The 19,283-nt window shown below is 70.2% G+C and carries 10 protein-coding genes; 6 read left to right on the forward strand and 4 right to left on the reverse strand.

Annotated elements, in window-relative coordinates; translation table 11 throughout:
* Positions 1-671 precede the first annotated feature (671 nt).
* The gene (locus LZ495_RS27330) at positions 672-7,484 is read left to right on the forward strand and encodes a polymorphic toxin-type HINT domain-containing protein (RefSeq protein WP_235055571.1); all 6,813 of its coding nucleotides are present in this window, start codon (positions 672-674) and stop codon (positions 7,482-7,484) included.
* 328 nt (positions 7,485-7,812) lie between these two features.
* Here LZ495_RS27330 and LZ495_RS27335 read toward each other — a convergent pair whose 3' ends face one another.
* The 4 genes from LZ495_RS27335 to LZ495_RS27350 form a co-directional block, all read right to left on the reverse strand.
* Positions 7,813-8,424: a DUF6000 family protein gene (locus tag LZ495_RS27335; RefSeq protein WP_235055572.1), complete on the reverse strand. Its 612-nt coding sequence runs from the start codon at positions 8,422-8,424 to the stop codon at positions 7,813-7,815.
* A 73-nt stretch (positions 8,425-8,497) separates the two neighbouring features.
* Positions 8,498-9,487 carry an ABC transporter ATP-binding protein gene (locus LZ495_RS27340; protein WP_235055573.1) on the reverse strand — a complete coding sequence of 330 codons (990 nt, stop codon included), beginning with the start codon at positions 9,485-9,487 and terminating at the stop codon, positions 8,498-8,500.
* A gap of 74 nt (positions 9,488-9,561) precedes the next feature.
* Positions 9,562-10,611 carry a FecCD family ABC transporter permease gene (locus LZ495_RS27345; RefSeq protein WP_235055574.1) on the reverse strand — a complete coding sequence of 350 codons (1,050 nt, stop codon included), beginning with the start codon at positions 10,609-10,611 and terminating at the stop codon, positions 9,562-9,564.
* Positions 10,608-11,687, reverse strand: coding sequence for a FecCD family ABC transporter permease (locus tag LZ495_RS27350; protein ID WP_235055575.1), 1,080 nt, complete (start codon positions 11,685-11,687; stop codon positions 10,608-10,610). The genes LZ495_RS27345 and LZ495_RS27350 overlap by 4 nt, the downstream gene beginning before the upstream one ends.
* A 152-nt stretch (positions 11,688-11,839) precedes the next feature.
* Here LZ495_RS27350 and LZ495_RS27355 point away from each other — a divergent pair, with 152 nt between their 5' ends.
* The 5 genes from LZ495_RS27355 to LZ495_RS27375 all read left to right on the forward strand — a co-directional run bounded on the left by LZ495_RS27355 (position 11,840) and on the right by LZ495_RS27375 (position 19,107).
* Positions 11,840-12,859 carry an ABC transporter substrate-binding protein gene (locus LZ495_RS27355; RefSeq protein ID WP_235055576.1) on the forward strand — a complete coding sequence of 340 codons (1,020 nt, stop codon included), beginning with the start codon at positions 11,840-11,842 and terminating at the stop codon, positions 12,857-12,859.
* A gap of 142 nt (positions 12,860-13,001) precedes the next feature.
* Entirely contained in the window at positions 13,002-14,243 is a 1,242-nt protein-coding gene (locus LZ495_RS27360; RefSeq protein WP_235055577.1) for an ATP-grasp domain-containing protein, read from the forward strand.
* Entirely contained in the window at positions 14,240-16,015 is a 1,776-nt protein-coding gene (locus LZ495_RS27365; RefSeq protein ID WP_235055578.1) for an IucA/IucC family protein, read from the forward strand. The genes LZ495_RS27360 and LZ495_RS27365 overlap by 4 nt, the downstream gene beginning before the upstream one ends.
* Positions 16,002-17,444 (forward strand): MFS transporter, encoded by a 1,443-nt coding sequence (locus LZ495_RS27370; RefSeq protein WP_235055579.1) that lies wholly within the window; start codon positions 16,002-16,004, stop codon positions 17,442-17,444. The genes LZ495_RS27365 and LZ495_RS27370 overlap by 14 nt, the downstream gene beginning before the upstream one ends.
* Positions 17,428-19,107, forward strand: coding sequence for an IucA/IucC family protein (locus LZ495_RS27375; protein ID WP_308268650.1), 1,680 nt, complete (start codon positions 17,428-17,430; stop codon positions 19,105-19,107). The genes LZ495_RS27370 and LZ495_RS27375 overlap by 17 nt, the downstream gene beginning before the upstream one ends.
* Positions 19,108-19,283 lie beyond the last annotated feature (176 nt).

The following is a 19,283-nucleotide window of genomic DNA, read 5'->3' on the forward strand; positions in this document are numbered from 1 at the left end:
TGATGGTTGTGATGCACATCACTCCAAGCGTCTGACCAGCTGGCCAATGTGCCGCCCGCTTCATCATGAATTGTTACTAATTCGGATCATCAGTAGACGGAAGGACGCCGGACCGTAGCGCGATTCCACGTACGCAATAACGGGGTGTGATGCGATCCCCGATGACACGAGACTGTCGCCTTTGATGTGATCTATATCACAATTGATCGGGCGTGATCCGCGCCACTACGGTCCGACGCGACCAGTGGAACTCCCGGGGGAGAGTCGTGTCTTCGTCGTCCGCGTCGCACTTCCGCCTTGGCCGGCCGTTCATCGGACGCGCCGCCATCGCCGCTTTCTCTGCCCTCGCGCTGCTGGCCCCGCCGGCCGCCGCGGCGAAGAACCCCTGGGATCTGAAGGACCCGAAGCTCTGGGAACCGAACAAGCTCAAGCCGGGGATCTCGGTACCCGGACGTGCCGCTGGAGCTGCGGGCCCTGCCCCGACGGCGCGTGACGGGGCGCCGAGTTGGCGTGTGCCGACGGCGGCCTGGCCTGACGCGGCCGAGGTGGACTTCGGACTGGTGCCGGATGACCCAGGGCGTCCTGCTGCCGCTGGCGAAGGCACCGGAGCGCGCTCGCCGTTCGCGGCTGCGGGTGCCGACGCGGGGAAGACGGCGGCCGGCCGTGTCGGGATGACTCCGGTGTGGGTCCGGCCGGTGGCCGGTGCTGCGCAGGCCAAGGGCGCTTCGGGTACGTCCGATCCGGCAGCACCGGCTGCTTCCGGCCGCGTCACGGTGACCGTGGCGGACCGCGGACGCAGCGAACAGGCCGGTGTGCGCGGCCTCATGGTCGCTGTGGCGCCGAAAGACGCGTCGGCGGCAGGCAAGCTGACAGTCGCGGTCGACTATGCGGGGATCCAGGCATCGTTCGGCGGCGACTGGGCTTCGCGCGTCCGTCTGGTGGCGCTGCCGGGGTGTGCGCTGACCACGCCGCAGTTGGCGGAGTGTCGTACGCAGACGCCGGTCGCTTCGCGCAACGACTTCGCGGCCAAGCAGGTTTTCGCGGACGTGGATCTTGCGGCGGTCGACACCGCTGATGCGACGGCTCGTGCTGCGGGTGGCGGTAGCGGGGTGACGGTGCTCGCGGCGACCGCGGCCCCGTCCGGGCAGAATGGCGACTACACGGCTACCTCGCTCAGCCCGACCGGTTCATGGTCCGCCGGGGGCAGCACCGGGACGTTCTCGTGGAGCTACCCGCTGAACGTTCCGCCGGCGATCGGCGGTACCGCGCCGAGCGTCGTGCTGGCCTACAACTCGGCTGCGGTGGACGGGCGTACCAGCGCCCGCAACGCGCAGACGTCCTGGATCGGCGACGGGTGGGACTACAGTCCGGGCTTCATCGAGCGGTCGTTCCAGTCCTGCAAGCTCGACGGCAAGGACAACACCGGCGAGAGCTGCTGGTCGGCCAAGCAGCCGCTGACGATGTCGCTGAACGGGAAGAACACCGAGTTCGTGCCGGTGGACGGAAGCCCGGGTACGTGGCGCACCTCCGACGGGACCGGCACAAAGATCGAGCGTCTGACCGGGGCGGCCAACGGCGACCAGGGCGGCGCCGACGACACCGGCGAGCACTGGCGGGTCACGACAAGCGACGGAACGCGCTACCTCTTCGGCCTCCAGGCCGCGCCGGGCGCGGGAGCCTCGCCGTCGAACGCGACGTGGACGCGTCCGATCTTCGCAAACAACGCCGGGGAGCCCTGCTACAACGCCGACTTCGCGGCGGCGTGGTGCCAGCAGGCGTACCGCTGGAACCTGGTCGCGGCCGTGGACGTGCGCGGGAACCTGGTCGCGTATACGTACGACGTCGAGACGAATGTGTACGCCCGCAACCCGGACCAGGCGCACCCGAACGGCACGCTCACGCCGTACACGCGCGCCGGTCAACTCGTCAGGATCGACTACGGGTTCAAGGAGAACGGCGCGGAAGGCCCCACCGCACGCGTGCTGTTCGGTTCGGAAGAGCGTTGCGCGCCCGGGAAGACGTGTGCCCCGGGCGGCATCACCAGCGCCAATCAGGCGAACTGGCCCGACGTACCGTACGACCAGAACTGCTCGGCCACGGCTCCGGTCGCGGACTGCAAGAACTACGCGCCCACGTTCTGGAGCACGCGGCGGCTCAAGACCGTCACCACCGAGGTCGTGGCGGCGGGTGCGCCGAAACGGCTCGACCAGTGGACGCTGACGCATGACTTCCCGGACCCGACCGACGGCACGACGCCGACGCTGTGGCTGAGCTCGATCGCACGCACCGCGTACGCCGGTGACGGGAACCTCGCGAACAAGGTCGACTTCGCGTCCACCGACTTCAACGGCATGCTCAAGCCGAACCGGGTCGACACGCGCAGCGGGAACATGTCGGCCATCAACCGGCGACGGCTGACCGAGGTCACGACGGAGACGGGTGGGCGGATCACCGTCGCCTATGAGTCGGATTGCACGGCTGGGCAGTTCCCGGCACCGGACAGCAACACCAAGCGCTGCTACCCGGTGTATTGGAACCCGAGCCCGGGCACGCCGATGGACCCGGAGCTGGACTGGTTCCACAAGTACGTGGTGACCGGGGTGGCCGAGGTCGACACGACGACGCCGAACTCCCGGATACGCACGACGCGGTACGAGTACGTCGGGGATGCGGCTTGGCATCGGGACGATTCGGAGCTCACCGAGAACGAGTTCCGCACCTGGGGCGACTTCCGCGGGTACGGGGAAGTGATCACGCGGGCGGGCAATACGGCTGCTCATCCGGGGGACCTGACGACCAAGTCGTCCACTGTGTACCTGCGGGGCATGGACGGGGACTACAAGGCGGACAACACGCGGCGGTCTGTCACGATCCCGGGGTCGACGGCCAAGGACGTGAACGTTTTGGCCGGGACCGTCCGTGAGTCCCGGACGTACTTGGGCGACTCCGCCACGGTGGTTTCCACCTCCGTGAACGATCCCAAGGTGTTCCCGCCGTCGGCGACGCACGTGCGCGGACCGAACCTGCCGGACCAGACCTCGCAGATGGTCCGGACAGAGAGGACCGTCAGCCGTGCGCTGCTGAGCACCGGGCAATGGAGTACCGCGAGCAAGGCAACAACATTCGACACCGAGTTCGGGGTGCCGCTGACGGCCTTGGACTCCGCGGACGGGCTGCCTGACTACTGCACGACAACGGCGTACGCCCACAACCGCACGCGCAACATCCTGGCGTTGCCGGTCGAGACGCACACGGTCACGGGCAACTGCTCGGTGGCGCCGGGAACCACCACCACGGTCTCGCACATGCGGACGCTCTATGACGACCGTCCGTTCGGTGAGATCGGGGAGAACGGCGCGGCACGGGTGTCGCAGGTGGTCGACAAGTACGGCCCGCTGCACACGCTGGACACGGTCAGCGAGTACGACGGCTACGGCCGCATCACGAAGGTCACCGACCCTGCGAACAACAGCACCAGCACGGCATTCGAGCCGGCCACCGGCGCTCTGCCGACCAAGGTCACGGTCACCGGACCGATGGACAGCACATGGAGGACAGTCACCGAGAACGCAGTCGGCCGTAATCTGCCCGTGAAGATCACCGATCTCAACGGGCGCGTCACCGAGATGCAGTACGACGCCGCGGGTCGGCTGACCGCGGTGTGGACGCCGGGGCGGAAGAAGAGCACGCAGTCGGCGAACGTCACCTTCGCGTACGCGCCGAGCAAGACCGCGCCCAGCGTGGTCAGCACGCGCAAGCTGCGGGAAGACGGCTCCTATTCCGTGTCGCACGAGATCTACGACGCGCTGTTGCAGTTGCGTCAGACGCAGACCAGCACGGCGGACAACTCGCCCGGGCGAATCCTCAGCGACACGTTCTACGACTCACTCGGCCGGGTCATCAAGGCCAACAAGGCCTACTGGGACAAGACCACTGCACCCAACGGCGTGCTGTGGCAGGCCGACGACAACATGGTGCCGGGCCAGGCGGCCACGTTCTACGACGGGCTGAGCCGCACGGTGCGGTCCACGTTCTCGTCGTACGCGATCGACCAGAACAAGGTGCCCACCGGTGGGCCGCGGGTCCTCCAGACGACCACACTCACCTACTACCCGGGAGCCGACCGCACCACTGTGGTCCCGCCGGACGGCAGCACCGCAACCACGGTGATCAGCAACGCGCGCGGCAAGACCGCCGAGTTGCGGCAGTACCGGGACCGCGGCCAAGCCGGCAGCGACGACCCGGCCACGTATGACCTGACGCGGTACACGTACGACAGCCGGGACAAGCTCGCGACCGTCACCGGGCCGACCAATCCGTCCGCCCCACTGGGCGCCACGTGGTCGTGGACGTACGACCTGCTCGGCCGGTTGACCCACTCCGACGATCCGGACCGCGGGCCTGCGGACACCACGTACGACGCCGTCGGGCGGGTGGAGTCGAACACGGATGCGCGCGGGCAGAAGCTCGTCTACACGTACGACAAGATCAACCGCAAGACTGCCACGTACGCCGGAAGCATCGGCGACGCCAACCTGCTCGCGTCGTGGACATACGACCCGGTCGGGGCAAAGGGCCAGGCGCTGGGGTCCACCCAGTACGTGGGCGGGAAGAACGGTGCGGCGTACTCGACTTCTGTAACGGGGTATGACGTCGCCTACCGGCCGCGTGGGACGACCACGACGATTCCGGCGGCGGAGGGCAAGCTCGCCGGCGCGTACACGACGTCGCAGACGTACACGCCCAACATCGGGCTGCCGTACAGCACGACGCTTCCGGCCGCGGGGGGGCTGCCAGGCGAGACCGTCTACACGCGGTACAGCGACACCGGCCTGGCGACCGGGCTGGTCAACGGTTCTGTGGACTACGTCCATACCACCACCTATGACCCGTTCGGACGGGTCAAGCGGATGACGCTCGGCAGCGTGCCCAAGCAGCTGGCGTTCACGCCGACTTATGAAGAGGCCACTGGGCGGCTGCTGACCACGACCCTCGACCGGCAGACCGACCAGAACGGCAACCCGGTCTTCGCCGCAGTCGACACGACCGACTACACCTACAAGCCCAATGGGGCGGTCACGTCGATCTCCACGCGGCGCGACGACGGGTCCGTGGACCGGCAGTGCTTCACGTACGACTACTTGCAGCGCATGACGGAGGCGTGGACTGACACGGGCGCCGTCTACACCCAGCCTGCTCCCTCGGTGCCGGGTGTCGGCGGGTGCGCCAACCAGGCACCTGCCCAGACAAACATCGGCGGCCCAGCTCCGTACTGGCAGACCTACGAGTTCGACGTGACGGGCAACCGGACGAAGCTGATCGAGCACAACGTCGCCGACCCGACCAAGAACACCACCACGCAGTACACCTACCCGGCCGCGAACGCGCAGCGTGCACACGCCCTCTCCAGCACGAGCACAGTCGGCTGGACCGCGGGCGGCGCGCAGGTCACCACGGGCGGTACGTACGGGTACGACAGCGCCGGCAACACGATCCAGCGGCCGGTCGAGGGCGGATCGCAGACGCTCACGTGGGATGCGGAAGGCAAGCTCTCTTCCAACAAGACGACGTATCCCGGTATCTACAAGACGAGCACGTACCTCTACGACGCGGGCGGCAGCCGCCTGATCCGCCGCGACGTGGACAAGGTCACCCTGTACCTCGGCTCCGACGAACTCACCCTCAACGTCGCCGCGGACACGGTGACGGGGACCCGCTACTACGCCACTGCCAACGGCGCGCCCGGCATCGTCCGAACGACGAACCTGACCGGCGTCAACAAGCTCAGCTACCAGGCCGGCGACCACCACAACACCGCGTCGACCAGTCTCGACGCTGCGACGTTGGCCGTCACCCGCCGGGCCCAGAAGCCGTACGGCGAGGACCGCGGCCCCTCCCCCACTGCGTGGCCGGACGACAAGGGCTTCCTCGGCAAGCCCAAGGACTCGACGGGCCTGACCCACATCGGCGCACGCGAGTACGACCCGGGACTGGGACGGTTCATCAGCGTCGACCCGGTCATGGACCTGTCCGACCCGCAGCAGATGCACGGCTACGCGTACGCGAACAGCCGACCGGTCACCAGCAGCGACCCGAGTGGTCTGTACATGCAGGACGACAGCGGCGCTGGCTCCGCGCCCGCCGCAGCGCCTCCGCAGGCCTCGGACGCGGCCGACCGGGATCCCCCGACCGTCGACGATTGGTATCAGCCGGTCACCGTCGGCAAATACGTCAAAATACCCTACAACTTTAAAAACCGTGACAAATTCATACACGAGATGAACCGACGGTTTGAGCAAAATCGCGCTCAAGGTTTCGAGCCTCGGATGGCGGACGCGTACTGGATCGCCGTCCAGACGTGCTGGATCAAAGACATGTGCACGGACGAAGAGGCACAAGCCATTGGACTGGTGAAGTGGTACGTCTGGGAAGAAGCCGGCCTGAACGGCAACATCGGCAAAACCTCCAGAATCACCAAGGGGCTTCCCCCTAGAAAACCCACAGGCGCGCCGGTGGCCGGCACCCCTCTGGACGACTTCAAGAAGCAGTACGCAAACAAGAACTCATGGTTGAAGCAATTCGACCCGACAGCTGACGACGACTGCAACAGCTTCGTGCCCGGCACCGAAGTGCTCATGGCCGACGGTACGAAGAAGAAGATCGAGGACGTCAAGGTAGGCGACCTGGTCCTCGCCACCGACCCGGAGACGGGCGAGACCGGCCCTCGGCCGGTCACCGCCCTAATCCTCGGCGAGGGCGAGAAGACCCTCGTCGACATCTCGGTCGCCATCGAGGACGCCGAAGGCACGAAGTTTTCGACGATCACCGCCACAGACGGCCACCCCTTCTGGGCCGCCAACCGCAACGCGTGGGTCGACGCAGTCGACTTGCTCCCCGGCGACTTCGTCCAGACCTCAGCCGGAACCTACGTCCAGATCACAGCCCTCGACGTCCGCACCGAATCGTGGCGCCGAGTCCACAACCTGACCATCGCCGACCTGCACACGTACTTCGTGATCGTCGGTGGACTGCCCGTCCTGGTTCACAACACGGCTTGTGAGCGGTTCACGGATGAATACCTGTATCGCGGCGTAGCCCAGGGTCACTGGGAATATGAGAATGCCAGCAAAGGCCGCGCAGTGCCTTTGGGGACGGGCACGGATATTCGGGGACACGTCGGGGATCAGACGGACACCATTTTCACATCCTGGACGCACAGCCTGGACGAAACGGCGACATATTTCGCAACGCATCACCGGGACGATCCCACGGGCAAAATGGGCGTCATCATGCGCATCAAGATCGCAAATATAGATCCTACCGTGGGGCCGTCGAGGAATATCCAAATCCACGATACGATATATGACCAAAACGAATTTGAACACCTTCTCGTCGGAGAAATATACGCAGAAGAAGTGAGTTTTGACCTCGGAGAAACCTGGCACACGCCATGGGTCCGTGGAGGACCGCCACCGCCACCCTAGTGACACCGCACACCGGATGGTGGCCAAGCGCAGCCTGCTACCCGCGTCGGCTCCGCCTCGGAGAGGCCGTGAGCGGAGCCGATCGTGGACGGGACGCTGTCGACGATAAATCGCAAGTTCTCGGCGAACCGGCAGGTCCCGAGCTTGTAGGCGCCCGACGCATGGTCGCGGACGGCAGCTGCTGGGCCATCGGAAGCGGGCCGCTTGCAATCACTGCAAGGTCGGCCCGCGCGTCGCGCACACCTTCGCCTGTTGTGAAGAACGTCCTGCGGACTCCCGCCGTAAGGGCGACGGCTTCCGCGGTCAGGGCAAGCCTGGGACCGGTTGTTCACCTGGCGTAGAGTTCGCCACATTCATTGGCGAAAGCACAGAACTGAGCCACGAGCTCCTGGGCCTCCCGCGGACGCCGTACCGCGTCCGAGTGACCTTCGTACCGGTGATGCCGCAGACCGTCTGGGGAACCGTATGAGGATGCCCGGTCGGCCCCGAGAACTGCATCGAGGTGAAGGAGCGTACCAAGGGCGAAAGTGCGGTCGTAGATGAGCTCTGGCTGAGACGAGTGACGATCAAGGTACGCACAAACCAGGTCGGCGTCCGCACTGGTGCGAAAGGTGGCAAGAGTGATGCAGTAGGCCCCAATCTGAGGGTTGCCGGCACCGAGCATGAGTTCGCCGATGCGTCCGCGGAAATCAGTCCTGCCCGACACAGCGACCAGCCAAGCGGCCGTCCTGCGCTCTCGCCATCCGCCTTCAAAAAGAACGCCGAGCTCAGCAGGAGTGATCTCCCGAGCGGCCTGAACCAACTCACCGACGAACAAATCGCGTTCCGGCCCGCTCAACTGGAGCATCCCTCCGGCCAACTGCATATATCGGCGGCCAGGACGCACGAAACGCACGACCAGATCCCTGAGCTCAGGGTCGTCATCGTTGGCAAATCGCATAGTCATGATTCTTGTCCGTCGCGGACCGTATGTGCCAGCGATTAGCCAAGGGCGTCCGCGGCCGCACCTGCCGCTAGACCTCACGGCGGCCTATGGGGACGATGAGGGGGACGCCGGTTACCGGGCAGTCGATGACCTTGGCCTGGAGGTCGAAGACTTCTTGGACGAGTTCGGCGGTGACGATTTCTGCCGGGGGGCCGCTGGCTACTACCTGGCCGTTGCGCATGGCGATGAGGTGGTCGGCGTAGCGGCAGGCGTGGTTGAGCTCGTGGAGGACCATGACGACTGTGCGGCCGGCGTCGCGGCCCAGGTCGGCGACCAGTTCGAGGACGTCCACCTGGTAGGCGAGGTCGAGGTAGGTGGTGGGCTCGTCCAGGAGGAGTACGGGGGCGTCCTGGGCGAGCGCCATGGCGATCCATACGCGTTGGCGCTGGCCGCCGGAGAGTTCTTCGAGGCGGCGCTCGGCGAGGGTGGCGACGCCGGTGGCTTCGAGGGCGGCGTCGACGACGGTTTCGTCGTCGCGGGACCACTGGCGCCACCAGCGCTGGTGCGGGGTGCGGCCGCGGGCGACGAGGTCGCGGACGGTGATGCCTTCGGGGGCCGTGGGGGTCTGCGGGAGCAGGGCCAGCTTGAGGGCGAACTCGCGGGCGGAGAGGGAGGAGATGTCGGTGCCGTCGAGGTGGACGGTGCCGGCGTGGGGCTTGAGGAGGCGCGCGAGGGCGCGGAGTGCGGTGGACTTGCCGCAGGCGTTGGGGCCCACGAGGGCGGTGACCTTGCCCGCGGGGATGTCGAGGGTGAGGTCGGTGGAGATGGTGCGGGAGCTGCTGTAGCCGAGGGTGAGGTTGTGGGCGGTGAGGGATTGGCCGCGGGGGGCGATCGACTCCCCAGCCGACTCACCGTTCTTGGTCGACTGGCCGCTCTTGGTCGACTCGCCGCTCTTGGGCGACTCGCCATTCTTGGTTGCCGCGTACTCGCTTGGCGCGGTCGTGGCCGCGGCCTCCGCGGGGATGCGGGGCTTGGTGACGGTAGGGCTCTCGTCGGGAGTGGCCGTGTCCTGCGTCATGGTGGGGGGTGCCTCGGGGGTCGGGGGCGGTGCGGCGGCGGGGGTGGGGTCTGCGGGTGGGGTCGCCGGCATGGTCAGCCGCCCTTTCCGACGCGGTTGGTGCGGGCCAGGAGCCACATGAGGTACGGGGCGCCGACGGCTCCGGTAACAATGCCGACCGGGAGTTCGGTGGGCGAGAAGAGCGTGCGGCCGAGGAGGTCCGCGGCGAGGATCAGGACCGCGCCGGTCAAGGCGCTGGCGACCAGGGGCACTTCGGCGCGGCCGGTGAGGCGGCGGGCGACCTGGGGGGCGCCGAGGGCGACGAAGCCGATGAGGCCGGCGGAGGCGCACGCGACCGCGGCCAGGCAGGTGGCCAGGATCAGCAGCACCATGCGCGACCGGCCGATGCGGAAGCCCAGGCCGCGGGCGGTGTCCTCGTCGAACTGCATGAGCTGGTAGGCGCGGCCGAGGAGCAGTACGGGCGGTACGAGCAGCAGGAGGCCGAGGCCGACCCACTTCACGTGGGTGTAGTCGCGGCCGTTGAGGCTGCCGGTGAGCCAGACCATCGCGCGGGACGCCTGGTCGATGTCGGCCTTGGCGAGCATCCACCGGTTGAGTGCGACCAGCGCGCCCTGGACGGCGAGGCCGACGAGGACGAAGCGGTATCCGGTGATGGTGCCGCCGCGGTACGCGAAGAAGTAGATGGCCGCGGCGGTCGCGAGTGCGCCGCACAGGGCGCCGAAGGGGACGCCGCCGTACGAGCCGGCCCCGGCGGCGGTGACGCCGCCGAAGAGGATGGCCGTGATCGCCCCGGTGCCGGCGCCTGCCGAGATGCCGATGAGGTCGGGGCTGGCGAGCGGGTTGCGGGTGACGGCCTGGAAGACCGCGCCGGCCAGGCCGAACGCGACGCCGACCAGGACTGCGGTGAGCGCGCGGGGCAGGCGGAGTTCGCGGACGAGGAGAGTGGTGTCGTCCGGGCCGTACCCGAAGAGCGCGCCGAGCACCTGGTTCGCGGAGAGGTTGCTGTACGTGCCCAGGCACAGGGACAGGACCATGACGGCGAAGCCGAAGAGGACCAGGCCGCCGTTGGCCAGGATGACGCGCGGGCGGACGAGGAGGCCGAACGGGCCGAAAGCGAGCTTCACTTGGTGCGCTCCTTCAGGCGGCCGCTCTTGATGAGCGCGACCAGGAAGGGCGCGCCGAGGAAGGCGGTGACCACGCCGACCTCGAGTTCCGCGGGCCGGGCGACGAGGCGGCCGATGACGTCGGCGTAGAGCATCAGCGCGGCGCCGGCGAGGCCGGAGCACGGCACGAGCCAGCGGGCGTCCGGGCCGGTCAGGCTGCGGATGATGTGCGGGATGACGAGGCCCACGAAGGTGATCGGCCCGGCGGCGGCGACCGCGGCGCCGGTAAGGAGGATGACCGCGAGGGCGCCGAGGGCGCGGGTGCTGCGTACCGGCGTGCCGAGGCTGCTGGCGAGGTCGTCGCCGAGTGCGAGGGCGTTGAGGCGGCCGGCGAGGAAGAGCGCGAGGCCGAGGCCGACGACGACGAAGGGGGCGAGCTGCCAGGCCAGGTCGTCGTCGCGTCCGGCCAGCGATCCGACCGCCCAACTGCGGTACTGGTCGAGGGTGTTGACGTCGAGCAGGACCAATGCGCTGGTGAAGGCCTCAAGGAGTGCGGAGACCGCGGCGCCGGCGAGGGCGAGTTTGGCGGGTGTGGCGCCGCCGTATCCGGTGCCGCCGACGAGGTACGCGAGCCCGCCCGCCAGTGCGCCCATCACGAGTGCGCACCAGATGTACTGGTACGACGCGGTCCACCCGAACAGCCCGATGCCGGCCGCCACGCCGAACGCGCCGCCCGCGCTGATGCCGATGATGCCGGGGTCGCCGAGCGGGTTGCGGGTGATCTCCTGGGCCACCGCGCCCGCGACGCCGAGGGCGATGCCGACCAGCAGGCCGAGGGCGGTACGCGGCATGCGCAGTTCCCGGACCACGATCGCGTCGCCGTCGGTGCTGCCCCCGATCGCGGCGAACACGTCGGACAGCGGCACGTTCTTGGTGCCGATGGCCAGCGAGAGGAAGACCGCGACGGTGAGCGCGCCGAAGAGTGCGAGGACGGCGGCGCTGTTGCGCCGGGCCGAGCGTCGGGGCCGGTCGGTTTCGGGTGGTACGGCCGAGGGCGCTCCCGCGGGGGCGGCTCCGGCTTTCAGAGTGGCAGGCACGTCAGGAAGGTAAGGCATGCCTTATACCGACGTACACCCCCCATTGCTGTCGGTATTTAGGCAACGCTAACTTAGCCTCCGAAGCAGTCAGGTTAGGCAAACCTTACCTGACACAGTGTCGGTAACTTTCGTCCCCGCCCCCAGGAGTCAACATGCGTACGGAACCGCGCCGCTGGCGTGCCAGATTGGCGGCTGCGGCCGTCGCGACCGCCCTCACCGTCGGCCTCGCCGCCTGCGGTGAGGACAGCAAGGACGACGCGAAGTCGACCGGCGCGGGCGCTTCCGCGACCGCTTCGCAGGCCGCCCCGGGACAGGCCGCGGTCTTCCCGCGGACCATCACGCACGACAAGGGCACCACCGAGATCAAGGCCAAGCCGGAGCGCATCGTCGCGCTGGACAACAGCCTGGTCGAGGCCGTCGCGCTGCTCGACCGCCCGCTCGTCGGCGGCATCGGGTCGTACCGCGACCGCAAGGGCTTCCCGGAGTACCTGGGCGCCGCGGTCAAGGACACCAAGGACGTCGGCCCGCTCGACAACCCGAACCTCGAGCAGATCATGGCCCTCAAGCCGGACCTGATCATCTCGGCGACGGTCCGCCACGAGGCCCTGTACGCCCAGCTGTCCAAGATCGCGCCGACCGTCTTCGTCAAGACGACCGGTCCGCAGTGGAAGGACAACATCAAGGCGGTCGGCCAGGCGATCGGCGAGGACGAGAAGGCCGCCGCCAAGCTCGCCGCGTACGAGGCCCGCGCGAAGAAGATCGGCACGGCGATCAACGCCAAGGCCAACAACCCGAAGGTGTCGGTGGTCCGCTTCGTGGACGGTCCGACCCGCATCTACCTGCCGAAGTCCTTCAGCGGCATCGTGCTCGGCGACGCCGGCATCGCGCGCCCGGAGAACCAGCGCGACCCGGAGAAGTTCAACCTGGAGATCAGCGAGGAGCAGATCGGCCAGGCGGACGGCGACTACATCTTCGTCACCGCCTTCTCCGGCGGCGAGGCCCGCAAGGCGCAGTTCACCGCGAACCCGCTGTGGGCGCGGCTCAAGGGCGTGCAGGACAAGCACGTGTACGACGTGCAGGACGAGCTGTGGATGACCTCGGTGTCCGTCCAGGGCGCGCACGTCATCCTCGACGACCTCGCCCGCGTGTTCGGCGTGGACCCGGCCAAGTAGCCTCCGCGCAGCCGCCCGCCTCCCGGCGGGCGGCCACTGGCCCCGGGCGGGGCGGACAGTTGTGCAGGTGCCGGGCCACCAGCGCCGGCACAGCTGTCCGCCCCGTCCGTGCTCCGGGACCCGCCCGCCCCCTGGAGGACCGTTGAAGCTGCACCTCGTCGCCCTCAACCCCACCGACTCGGTCACGGCCGGGTTCCTGCCCGCGGCCGCCCGGCTCGGTCTCGACGTCACGCTGTTCACCGACCGCGCCGAACCGCACAAGGCCGCGTACGCCGGAGGCGACGCCGCGCCGGCCCGCATCGTCGAATGCGACGTGCGCGACTTCCGCGCCCTCGCCGCCGCGATGGCCGAAGGCCCGGCGCCCGACGGGGTCTTCAGCAACAGCGACCACCTGCAGACGCAAACCGCCCTGGCCGCCGACTGGTTCGGGCTGCCCGGCAAGGACTGGCGGGCCACGCTGCGCGCCAAGAACAAAGCGCTGATGCGGCGCTGCCTGGCCGATGCGGGCGTCGACCGCGTCGCGTCCGCGGAGCTCGGCGCCGGGCAGGACCCCGCCTCGCTCGCCGCCCGCGAGCTGCCCTACCCGTGCGTGGTCAAGCCGCGCGAGGGCGTCGCCAGCGAGGACGTCTACCTGGTCGAGGACGAGGCCGAACTCCTCGCCCGGTGCCGGGAGATCCGGGAGCGGACACCGGACGTCGTGCTGGTCGTCGAGGAGTTCCTGGCGGGCGGGCTGCACACCCTGGAGACGCTCGGCGACGGGCGCGTACGCCACGTCCTGGGCGGCTTCCGCACCCGGCTCTCGCCGCCGCCCACCTTCATCGAAGAAGCCCTGGTCTTCGACCCCGAGCCGCCCGCCGGCCCCGCGGCCCAGGTGCTCGCCGCGCTGGACGCGCTGGGCGTGGGGTTCGGCGCCTGCCACACCGAGTTCGTGGTCGGCGGCGACGGCCGCGCCCGCCTCATCGAGGTCAACTACCGCATCATCGGCGACCAGTGCGACCTGCTGCTCCAGGACCTGCTGGGCATACCGGTGTTCGAGCAGGTACTCCGCACCCACCTCGGCGAGCCGCTCCCGGACGCACTGCCGCGGCGCACCGACCTGCGGGCCCGGGTCGAGTACGTCTGCGCCGACCGCGCGGGCACGCTGCTCTCGGCCCCGGCCGCGGAAGACCTGGTCGACGGCACGGGGGCCGGAGCGGGCAGCGGCAGCGGCGACGGCGTACGGCTGGCATACCGGCCGCTGCGCGAGACGGGCGTCACGGCGCCGCTGACCGGCACCAACCGCGACTACATCGGCGTGCTGCGCGCGATCGGCCCCGGCCAGGAGGCCGTGGACGCCGCCGTGGACCGCTTCCTGGCAGGGCGCAGCTGGGAGTTCGGCGCATGAGGGCCGAACCGGCACCGGCCGGGGAGGCCGCTGCTTCCGGTGTCGACGAGGCCACGGAAGCGGCTTTGTGCATGCGGATCCTGGACGCCCTGCTGCGCGAGGACGTCCACCGGTTCCGTACCGCGGGGCGGCTCGACCGCCGCCGCGACGGCTGGTGGCTGACCGTGGATTCCGGGTACCGGTCCGCCGAATTCCCGGTGCGGGAGAGCACCTTCCTCGGCCGCCTGGCGGCGCGCGGGCCGCACCTGAACTTCGCGGACCGCCCGCACGACCCCGACGGGCGCGGCACCGGGCGACTGGAGACCCTGCTGGAGTTCCTGGCGGCCGGCGCCGATCCGGCCGACGCGGACGGCTTCGCGGCATTCGCCGCCGAGTGCCGGGCCGCGCTGGCGACCGTGCGGTCGCAGGAGGCCTCCCGGGCCGGCGTCTTCGCCCGGCTGGCCGGGCAGCCCGCGCGCGGGCACTCCGGGGCCTTGGTCTACGACACGCTCGCGGCCCACCACGACCATCCGGCGTACCCGACGGGGCGTTGCCGCACCGGCCTCACGGACCATCAGCTCGCCGCCCATGCACCGGAGTTCCACCCCGCTTTCGCGATGCGGTGGGCCGCCGTGCCGCGCGCGGCGCTCTTCCGGACCGGGACCTTCCCCGAGTTCTGGCCGCAGCCCTCGACGCTGGGCCTGCCCGGCGGCTACGACGACACGCACATCGCGATCCCCGTCCACCCGCTGACCGACCCGCGGGCCCTGACCGCGGCGATGCCGTGGCTGCGCCCGGCGCCCGAGGCGTACCTCGACGTCGCCCCGACGCTGTCGATGCGCAGCGTGGCGGTGCTCGGCGATCCGGGCGTCCAGCTCAAGGTCCCGCTCGACACCAGCACGCTCGGCCTGCGCAACCGCCGGACCATGAAGCCGGGTTCGCTGGTCGACGGGGACGCGGGCGGGCGGCTGCTGCGCCGCGTGCTGGACGCCGAGCCGCAGTTCGCGGGCCGCATCCTGATCGCCGACGAGCACACGTACGGGCATGCCCGCCACGAACTGGTGGCCTTCCTCGTACGCCGCCTGCCGCCCGGCCTGGACGACGCCCGGGTCGTCACGGTCGCGGCCCTCGCCGCCGCCGCACCCGGCGGGCGCACGGTCGTCGAGGCGCTGGCCGACGAGTACTTCGACGGCGACCCGGTGGCCTTCTACGACAGCTACCTGCGGCTGCTGCTCGACTGGCACGTCACGCTGTGGATGCGCTACGGCATCGCCCTGGAGGCCCACCAGCAGAACACCTCGGTCGTCCTCGACCGGGACGCCTCCGGGGCCACCCGGCTGCGGCTGCTGCTCAAGGACAACGACGGCCCGCGGCTGATCGCGGCCCGCGTGCAGGCCGCGCTGGACGGGCCGCCCCTTCGGTTCGACGACGCCCGCATCCCGGTGACCGACGGCCGCCCGCTGGCCGACCTTTTCACCACCATCACGCTGCATCTGTGCGCCGCGGCACCGCTGTTCGGCCTCGCCGCCGCGGGGCGCGCGGACGCCGCGGACCTCATGGAACTGCTGCGGGACCGCCTCGTCGAAGCGGCGGCACCGCACGCCGGCACCGAGGACTACGCGCTGCTGCGCGACGGTGTCCTGGACGCCGAGCTGCTGCCCGTCAAGCTCATGGTCACCGCCGGAACGCTGCTCGACAAGCAGCGCTCGGGGGCCGCGGACATCAACAAGCACTACGCCCGCACCGGGCCGAACTACCTCCGACCGAGACGGCATGCCGATGTCCGCGCCTGACCGCTCCGCCGCCCGATCGGGATCCGATCCGGTACGCAGCGCCGTGTACGCGGTGGCGGCCTGCCACTTCGTGGCGTCGTTCGCGGCGCTCGGGCTGCCGCCGTACCTGGTCGAGATCCTGCCCACGCTGGGCGACGAAGAGGCGCGCTGGGCGGGCGTGTTGTACGTGGTGCCGACCGTGTGCGGGGCGCTCGCGGCTCCGGTGTGGGGCCGGCTCGGCGACCGCTTCGGCCGGAAGCGCCTGCTGCTGCGCGCCCAACTCGGGCTGGCCGTGGCGTTCTTGCTGACCGGTCTGGCGCAGAGCCTGCCCGCGTTCACCGCGGCACTGGTGCTGCAGGGCTTGTTGGGCGGGACCTTCGCCGCATCGACCGGGTACCTTGCCGGAGTGCTGCCAACCGGTCGTCTCGCCTGGGCACTGACGCTCATGCAGGGCAGCGCGCGGGCGGCCCTGGTCGCCGCGCCGGTCGTGGTCGGGCTGCTCGCGCCCGTACTGCCGCCGCACCGGCAGTACTTGGTCATGGCGCTGCTGCCGCTGACCGCGGCGGTGACGCTGGCGCTGCTTCCGGCACCGGGCGCCGATCCCGCCGAGACTGCCAAGGCTTCGTCGCCGGCCGGGTCGCCGGACTCGGCCGGGTCAGCCGATGCGGCTGATACGACTGATACAGCTGCTGCGGCCGGGTCGACCGATTCGTGCGAAGCGCCGAACCCTCAGGAACTCCCCCTGTCGGGTGTCGAGTCCGACAACGCGCCCGCCAAGCACCTGCTCTTCGCTCCGCGCCTGCGCGTCCTGCTGGCCCTGGAGTTCGTGTTCGTCTTCGCGACCATCGTCACCTTCCCCTACCTCACCGCGCTCGTCGAGGACCGCATGCCCGGTCTGCCGTCCGTGACTTCCGGTGTGGTCTTCGCGCTCCCCCACGTCTGCTACCTCGTCCTGGCCCGCCCCGCGCTCGCGGTGGCGACGGAGCGTCCGGCGCAGGCCATCGCCGCCGGGTTCGGCCTGGTCGCGGCCGGCTGCGTGCTGCACCTGCCGGACGCCGGGCTTCCGCTGCTGCTGGCCGCCCGGGTCGTCTTCGGGGCCGGGCTCACGGCCGGGCTGGTCGGCCTGTCCGCGCTGACCGCGCAGATGTCGCGGGGCCGGGCGCCCGGGAGCCTGTTCGGCACGCTCGAATTCGTCTCGAAGCTCGGCGCGGTGGCCGCCGGGCTGGCCGCGTCCGCGCTGACCGCGCACCTCGGCCCGGACGCGCCGCAGGCCGCGGGGGCGCTCCTCGGCGCGGCCGCCGCCCTCACCCTCGTCCCCCGGCTACGCCGACGCCCCGCGAACCCCGCGAACCCTGCGAACCCCGCGAAGGAGCCTCATGCACCCCGCCGCTCACTCCGCCGCACATCCCGCCGCGACCGCGCACACACCGGCCATGCTGCCGACCGCTGACGACGCGACCACCCATACCCTGCTCAACTGCCTGCTCCGCGAAGTCTCCGGACCCGAGCATCAAGCCATAGTGTCCGACGGCTACTTGCTGATCCGCTTGCCGCGCGCCGACGCCCTGCTGCGGGTGGCCTTACGGCGCACCTCGCTGACCGGTGCGCACCGCTTCCGGGGCGCCGCGCAGCGACATACCGAGCACGGGTGGGACCCGCTGGAGTGGCCCGTGCTGGCCGGACTGATCGCCCGCGAACTCCAGGCCCGCAGCGGCGAGGCCAACGCCGAGTTCGGCGACCAGGTGCGCAGCAGTCGCGACACGATCGCGGACCTGCTCGCGGCGCGTCCCGAAACACCGGAGCCGCTGGGCTACTTGGCCTCCGAGCAGGCACTCGTGTTCGGGCACCGGTTCCATCCGGCGCCCAAGGCGCACGGCGGCGGCCGGGAGGACCGAGTACGGTACGGGCCGGAGTCCGGGCGTACCGTCCGACTCCGCTATCTGGCGGTGCGCCGGGACCTCGTACGCGAGCAGGCGGCCGACCCCGCTGCCCTGGCCCGCTTCGATGCGGCGGCGACCGGCGTCACCGCGCCCGCGGGATTCCGGCTGCTCCCGGTCCACCCGTGGCAGTGGTCCCTGCTGGCCGGCAACGCCGCGCTGCGGCAGGCGCTCGACGACGGCCGGATCCGCGATCTGGGCGTCGGCGGAACGGAGTTCACGCCCACCGCGTCGGTGCGCACGCTCGCCGGCGACGGCTTCTTCCTCAAGTTCAGCCTCGACCTGCGCATCACCAACTGCGTGCGGAAGAACGCCGCGTACGAGCTGTCCGGGGCGGTCGCGCTCACCCGGATCCTGGCCGATCCCGCCCGGGCCACCGCGCGGCGCCACCCCGGCTTCGCGCTGCTGCCCGAACCGGCTTACCGGACCGTGGACTTGGGCGATACCGCACTGCTCGAAGGGCTCGGCGTCATCGTGCGGGAGGCGGGCGAACTGGCGGCCGGGCCGGGGGTCCCGCTGCTGGCCGGGGCGGTCGCCGACGAGTACGCGGTGTCCGCCGCGCACGTCTCGCACCTGGTCGGGGTGCCGTCGCCCGAGCGCCTCGCGGCGTGGTGGGAGGCGTACGTCCGGCTTCTGGTGCCGCCGGTGCTGACGCTGTTCTTCGACCACGGGGTGGTCCTGGAGCCGCATCTGCAGAACGTGCTGGTGTGCGTGGACGCCGACGGGATGCCGGTGCGCATGGTCTTCCGCGACCTGGAGGGCACCAAGCTGCTGCCGGACCGGCACGCCCGCGCGCTCGCCGCGCTGCCGCCTGCGGTCGCGGGACCGATGACCTACGACACGGAGCGCGGCTGGAACCGCGTCGTGTACTGCCTGCTCGTGAACCACATCGGCGAGACCGCGGCCGCGCTGGCCGACCTGTGCCCGGAGGCCGAACCGCGGCTGTGGGCGGTGGTGCGGGCGGTCCTGGCCGAGCATGCGCGGACGTACGGGTGCCCGCCGCCGCTACGGGCGCTGCTGGCCGGGGTGCCGCTGCCCGCAAAGGCGAACCTGATGACGCGCTGGCGGCGAGCTGCGGACCGGGAGGCGGGGTACGTGCCGCTGCCGAGTCCGCTGGGCGCGGCGTTCCTGCTGGGGGCCGAGGGGTCGGCCGTCGACGTGGAGGAGGCCCGGTGAGCGGCACGATCCCGGACCGGGCGGAGACCCGAGCCGTGGCCGAGGTTGCGGCCTTGTCGTCGGGGCGCGGGCTTTTGGCCTCGCCCGCGGTCCACACGCACATCGATGCTGCGGCGTCGCCTACGAGGCTCGGGTCCCTTGCGCCACCCGCGGTCCACGCGTACGCCGAGGCCCTT

It is taken from the genome of Yinghuangia soli, assembly GCF_021502675.1.
GTDB lineage: Bacteria > Actinomycetota > Actinomycetes > Streptomycetales > Streptomycetaceae > Yinghuangia > Yinghuangia soli.